At 36.2% G+C, this 6,706-nt stretch carries 7 protein-coding genes; all 7 read right to left on the bottom strand.

The genetic code is table 11. The features are described 5' to 3' along the window. Nucleotide 1: 1 nt before the first annotated feature. The gene (locus ACW2QC_RS01820; protein ID WP_457542261.1) at nucleotides 2-472 is read right to left on the bottom strand and encodes a GNAT family N-acetyltransferase; all 471 of its coding nucleotides are present in this window, start codon (nucleotides 470-472) and stop codon (nucleotides 2-4) included. Nucleotides 473-709: 237 nt separating this feature from the next. Further along, complete coding sequence (locus ACW2QC_RS01815) at nucleotides 710-1,027, bottom strand: hypothetical protein (RefSeq protein WP_457542260.1); 318 nt, start codon at nucleotides 1,025-1,027, stop codon at nucleotides 710-712. Nucleotides 1,028-1,919: 892 nt separating this feature from the next. Then, nucleotides 1,920-2,969 carry a DUF1835 domain-containing protein gene (locus ACW2QC_RS01810; protein WP_457542259.1) on the bottom strand — a complete coding sequence of 350 codons (1,050 nt, stop codon included), beginning with the start codon at nucleotides 2,967-2,969 and terminating at the stop codon, nucleotides 1,920-1,922. A 60-nt stretch (nucleotides 2,970-3,029) separates the two neighbouring features. Beyond that, nucleotides 3,030-3,836 carry an aminoglycoside adenylyltransferase domain-containing protein gene (locus tag ACW2QC_RS01805; protein ID WP_457542258.1) on the bottom strand — a complete coding sequence of 269 codons (807 nt, stop codon included), beginning with the start codon at nucleotides 3,834-3,836 and terminating at the stop codon, nucleotides 3,030-3,032. A 256-nt stretch (nucleotides 3,837-4,092) separates the two neighbouring features. After that, nucleotides 4,093-4,263, bottom strand: a complete 171-nt coding sequence (locus tag ACW2QC_RS01800; RefSeq protein WP_457542257.1) for a hypothetical protein — start codon at nucleotides 4,261-4,263, stop codon at nucleotides 4,093-4,095. Continuing rightward, nucleotides 4,256-5,275 carry a hypothetical protein gene (locus ACW2QC_RS01795; protein WP_457542256.1) on the bottom strand — a complete coding sequence of 340 codons (1,020 nt, stop codon included), beginning with the start codon at nucleotides 5,273-5,275 and terminating at the stop codon, nucleotides 4,256-4,258. Before ACW2QC_RS01795 ends, ACW2QC_RS01800 begins: the two co-directional genes overlap by 8 nt. A 405-nt stretch (nucleotides 5,276-5,680) precedes the next feature. Next, entirely contained in the window at nucleotides 5,681-6,703 is a 1,023-nt protein-coding gene (gene galE / locus ACW2QC_RS01790) for a UDP-glucose 4-epimerase GalE (RefSeq protein ID WP_457542283.1), read from the bottom strand. Between the last annotated feature and the right edge of the window lie 3 nt (nucleotides 6,704-6,706).

Below are 6,706 nucleotides of genomic sequence, written 5' to 3'. Positions count from 1 at the left end.
TTTAACAAATCTTTTTATAAAAAACGAGTGTTGTCTTATCATTTATATTCTTGCTAACCCCAGTTTTGCTATATCCCATTTTTTCATAAAGATAACAGTTTCGGGCTTCCTCCAATATTGTAGCCAACTCCCAACTGGTGGCTTCTGGGAACATTTTTTCAATTAAAATTATAGCCTGCTGAGCTATCCCTTTGCCTTGATAAGAAGGTAGAATAAACATTGGACTAATCCAAAACTGCACATCCTCTTTCCAAAAAATGCAGATAGCACCTACAATTTCATCATCAGCTAATATCTTATAAAAACCACCATTGGATCTATTTATTCTCTGTACTACCCTATCAATGGTTTCATTTGCTGGATTAACATCATAATCATTGTACTTCTTCAACAATGGTGTAAATGCCTTAACCTGAATATCGAAAATAGATTCTGCATCATTTTCCTTTGCTTTAACGAGGCTTACATTCATAAATTCACCACCAATAATTTTATTTTTTTACGGAACTTCCTGAAATTAAGGCGACCACTTTATGCGACAATATGGCCCGATTGCGGTACAAGATGCTTACTTATTCACCAACGTCTTTTGTGCAACATCATAATAACGGTCGATTTTCAACCCATTTCTCCTATCTACAATGGTCATTTGTCCCTTCATTTCTTCCTCATCCACATTTTTTCATATATCCGGCACCGTAATGAATGATTACGAATGACTCTCTTCTTTTTTGCTATATATTTCATAAGCAAAATATCCAAATAATAAACCTATCCCAGGTCCCCACGTAATTGTAGATAGTAAGGAAATTGCGAAAAAGAGACTTAAAAGTACAGCAACAGCAAGACCAATCATCATTCCGAATGGTATTAAACTATCTAATAAATTTTGAGCGCCTTTTGTCTTTTTCTTACCCAGGGTGCCTTTCTTATATTTATGTTTCATTCTTAAAACTACAAATACTGCAATCCCACCCATTATTACAACAGGTAATACAGTAAGCGCAATATCCAATGCTAAAGCCATATTATAATCCCCCTTTCTTTCGCTTTTAATTTGATTTAATTTTAACGTAATTTATTCAATTAAATGGACCGATTCTAATACAATTTTATTCCGTAATTGCGCCACAATTGTTGGATACACCTAATATTCAGAATTAACCAAATTATATCACACAACAAGTATAACATTTAAAATCCAAAATACGTATGGCTTTTAAAAATCAACTAAAATATGTGGTGGAATCATCTGTCATTCAGTGGTAAGAGTATGTTAACGTTGGTACATTTTGTGGCCGTAATCAACCGGTAGTTAACCAAATTATTTTCTTTCGTCAAGGTATTAATTAACAATATGCAGCATGTTTTAAGAAACAACGGTGCCTGAACCCATCATCACGATGATTTTTACTAAAAGATGTTCATGGCGAATTTAAAAGAAGGGTAATTATTTCCTCAGTAACTACAGTATAAATACTTGCAATATGTTTAATAGTAGACTGGCTTCGCATGAGGGGTTTGGTAGCACTGTCGATCTGCAGTTGTTCTTCACTTTGAGACTTCCCGGGGAGGGAGATGCTTGCCCAATGCACATTGTTAGTGCGCTGACGCATGATATCCTTGGGGATGAAAGCACGCGTTTATCGTTTCTGATAAAAACCATAAAAAATAATCCCTCATGCGCTTTAGACGTACGTGAGGGATTATTTCCTAAGCTGCCAACCCCTCTTGTCGGGGATCAGTCTATTACGATCGTTCCATGTATCAGCATGGGCGGTCTTTATTAGTGTATGCACTTATCATTTTTCTATGTTAATTATACCACGAAATCAATGTTTGCACACATTTAACAACATCATTTTCAAGCTGGCATCAGACGCAATTACTTTGAAAAACAACGGTGCCTGACCCCATGATCAGGGAGAATGAAGCTTAACTTCATAGAATCTCATCGCTTTAGGCACACCTTTTATATCAAATATTCCTTTAACGATAAGCTCTCTAATCCTATATTCTATAAATCCATCACCTACAACTTGTGAAGCGTGACCGATGACCTCACCAATTAATCTAGCCGATTTGATAAAATCATTACTTCCCCGTTCTTTATGGAGCTTTTGCAATGATTGAATGATAAATTCATCTAACTGTCCCCCTGACACAGATAGAATGTGGCCATTTTCCCATAATCGAAGCTTTTTATCATTTTTGGATAAAGAAAGCCATTCTTCTTCTAGTTCCTGTCGTTGTATAGGAGTCAATTTATTAACTATCGCCTTTTGATAGATGGTTGATAATTTCTCTGGTGTGATTTCAGCTATTTGAAGGGGATATCCATCTAGTTTCTTCTCAGGAAAAACAGTATGATATTCTTGGGTGGCATTGATCATCTTGATTGGGTTCGACTTTCCCTTTAATAAATAAAGAGCTAGTCGCAAACCCGTTTGTTCATGGCTGTTATCCCCGCACCAAATATTAATTGGAATATCATCTGGAATGGAACTAATTTGCGCCCGTGCATTGTCAAACTCCTCTACATATCCATCTATATATTCCTCATCTAGATTAATATTATAGAACAACCATTCTTTTCGTTTTTTCACACCATCTTCCGTATGTAATTGCCATATGGGACCTACTGAAAATGTATCGGAAATAGCAATAACCTTTTCACCTTCTAATGCCAGAACATCGCGTAGCGCAACTTTCAAACTTCCCCTACTAGAGAAATCGAAGACGATGTGAACTTTACTAACTTGTTGTTCTTCGTATTCTGTACGGGGATTGGTGCGGTGTTCATATAACTGCCAATATCTACTTTTCAAATCTCTTATGTCTGTTATGAATTGTTTCTCTGGGTATTCGGTTGTTTCTAACAAATCCAGCCGGAGTAAGACATTTCGCATAAAAGAGTGAATTTCTTCCTCGTATAGAGATTGCAAGAGTTTATCTGTATCCAATTTCATTATTTGAACTCCCCTCTTTCTATTCTCGCGCCTGTTTGCCGAAAATCCTTCTTAATAAATTCAACCACAATTTTGTAATAATCCTTGCACCTTTTCCTCTAAATAATCCCTTAGAGATACAAGTCTCTCCTTATCCAGAGACCATATATCTTTCTTACCCGTGTAAATGTTAATCACGTTTCCAACTGTCGTACTTAAATCTTGTGGTAATATTTTTAATCCCCAGTTACCAGCTTCTAACTTTGATGAAATAACCCCTTCTCTTAGATACCAATACACTCTTATCAAATTTAAGGAACAATAAATCGGTTCATTTTCGATATTCTGCAAACAGTCCTCGAAATCCCCTACTATTGACGATATATAATCTGAACGTGGGACTGAAGGGAAAATTTTATTAATAGGTTCGCCTTCTATACATATACCCCTATGATTAGTTATTGTTACGTGGGCTGCTAAATCTGTATCAGTTTTAATATCATCATTTAAAAAATTAGACGTACCTCTTAACAAATCAGACTGATACTGTTCTCTCCAAAACTCACTATAATGAAAATCAAATGGGCAGGGATGTTGCCAGTCCCTTAATTGTTCCTTACTTAGAAAACTTATTTCAACTGGAAATGGCGAATTAGAATGATTTAAAAAGAACTGTGCTAAAATCCTCTTAGTATCAATTTTCATCGTTTTGTTTGTAACAACCAAAACATCGATATCGCTACTATTCGGATTAAATCCCCCCATTGCTATAGAGCCATGTATATAAAAACCAGCGAAATTTTCTTTCATGATTTTCCTAATCCCTCTTTTAAGATCATGAACAAAATTTTTAATATCAGAGGGACACGTTTCCCAATCACAACCCATTTCGGAACTCCTTTATTCTTCTATAATCTGGCCGATTCTGGCACAACTTTTATTCAGCAACCGCGCCTTAAATGGAATAACTACCTTACTAGCATCCCCTTTATAAACGGTTAACACGACGCATTAGCAGCCGAACAGATAAAAACATAATTGTAATAATTAAGCATGAACAATACTTAATGAATGCGATGGGGGTCTGACCCCATAGCCCAGGCAACAAAACAAGGAACCTGAATGTACAGGTTCCTTTAATAGTTTATCTTATAACCAATTCTTTTCTGTGTTCTTTACCAAAACTAGTTGACCAATATGGGTCTGAAGGGTTTCCGTGTCCATCTTTGGGCTTAACTTCAATACCTCTATTCCGTAGTTCCCGGATGACTTCTTGAAGTTGTTCTTTTTCTGATTTTAACGTTTTTTTAAACATAAAAATCCCTTCCTTCCCCTTTATTATACTCAATTCCCGGAGTTTTATCAATCAGTAATTGCGTAAACTCATCTCCAATTCCTTTAATATTCCGTGTAGGCTCATCTGTATCATGTATAAATTTACTAATAGTGATTAAAAATAAATGCAGCTCGCCTTTTATTTTTATTTTTTTAGTTAGATAAATAAGTCCATCTTTTTCACTAATTTTTCCATCCCTGGTTGAAATATAGTTGAAGGAAAATTCGTTAGCGGTACTAAGAACTCCACGCATTATTCCAGTTTTCAATTTTCTCCTTATGGCATCTTCAATGTCATTGTCTTTAAGGACTTGTGTTTCTTCATCAAGTCCCAATGCTTCAAAACATAGAAGTATGAAGGCAAATTTAGTTGCATGTGTTTCGGTTACGTCATCCTTAGATTCAATTGTATTGTTTAATTCGTCCAAAATGTCTATGATTAAAGCCATTGTATAACTTTTCTCTTTCTTAATGTAGAACATCGCTTCGTAATATCTTTGGTAAAGCTCTGTAGGAATATAATAATAAATTTGCATCATACTATTTTGTTCTTCACGTTCATCAATAAATCCTTCAACAAAATTTATTTTTAATACGGTTATTTCTTGGCGGTTTTCTATGGAATGTTGTACTGTGTATTTATATAATTGTGTAGAAATAACATATGAATGTTTCTCAGTAAACACCCTCATTGTATCGAGGAGAATTTCATTTAGTTGAAATTTATTTAATCCTTTGTAGTTTTCTAACATCCCTGCAGTTTGATTCCTTATGTCATCTTCGTAGTTTTTGATTACCTTCTCCTTTTCTATAATTTGTTTACTAAAGTAATCATGAATAATCATTATAATTGTTATAAATATGTATATAATAAATATAAATTCTGCCCAAATAAAATCATCAGTAAATAATTTTACAGGATCATTTAAAATACCTGATGCAACTGTTGCTAAGAATGCAATTAGTGGGGTCAAATATTTAATGTAATTCATAATCGACAAATCCTTTTTAAATCCATCACCCTATACCTTTGATAAATATAACATAAACTCAGAATGTTCCATTTTATATGCAGGATTAATTGAGGGTGGTTTTTCATCTGTTATCATTAGAAAATTATACCATACCTTTTGAGCGTGTATGACTATGGGCACTAACCCCATAGCCACATGTTTTACTCCGTTTTCCGTTACTCTTTAAGCTCTCCTCCACAAACTTCCGATAATTTTCCTTTACCGGATCCGAAAAATGTCCCAGTAGTTTTTCAGTAGTTACATGCAAATTCTTTTTTTCGTTACATACGCCAGATAACTACTCCAGTAATAAGCATCAGGTCTGGCTACCATATTCGCTTCAACTGGATTCAGGTGAATATAGTCGGGAAGTGACAGGCACCCCTAAAAAACCGTCCCTCTATCCCGCTCCAGACTCATTTGCCAATTCCATGCGTCTTGGCACATGCTGGCTATTCCCTTGGTTGCTTGCCAGCCAAGTTGTTCCTTTGCTTTGGAAACATCTGCATAACTGACGGCGATGTCTCCGTTCCGGCGTGGTGCATATGCATAGGGAATATGCTTGCCTGATGATTGTTCGAAGGCTTGAACCATCTCCAGGACACTGTAACCTTTTCCTGTTCCCAAGTTGTATGAGTCAATGCCTTGAGATTGCCAGGAATTCTCCAGTGCATACAGATGACCCCTGGCAAGATCTGTAACATGAATATAATCTCTTATCCCAGTGCCATCCCTCGTCGGATAGTCATTTCCGTAAATGGAGAGATATGGTAATATACCAAGCGCGACCATTGACATATATGGCATTAAATTAGTTGGGACTCCCTTAGGATTCTCACCGATCTGGCCACTTTCATCGGCACCTACTGGGTTAAAATATCTCAAAATCCGGATACTCCACGTTTCATCCGAGCTGTATAAGTCATGGAGCATCCATTCGATGATTTGCTTTGTTTTACCATATGGATTGATCGCGCCAAGTGGATACTCTTCTGATATAGGGCCATGGTGCTTGGTTGGAGCATAAACCGTTGCAGATGAACTGAACACCAAATTTTTTACATTGAATTGCTGCATGACTTCACATAAGGTAATTGTCCCAACAATATTATTCGCATAATACGATAATGGGTTGGATGTTGATTTCCCAACTGATTTATAGCCCGCCAAATGAATCACCGACGTAATACCTTCCTTGGCGAACAACTCTAGCAAACCTTCCTTATCCAGTAAATCAAGGTGATACACTGGAAATGTTGCTCCCGTCATATATTTCACACGCTCCAAGGTATCTGGTGTGCTGTTTGAAAAGTTATCCACGACAACAATTTCATAATTTGCCCGCAGTAATTCTAAACAAATATGTGCCCCGATATAACCTGCACCGCCTGTAATGAGTATGGTCAACAC

Source organism: Virgibacillus sp. FSP13 (genome assembly GCF_054048505.1).
This window is presented reverse-complemented; position numbering and strand designations above follow the sequence as displayed.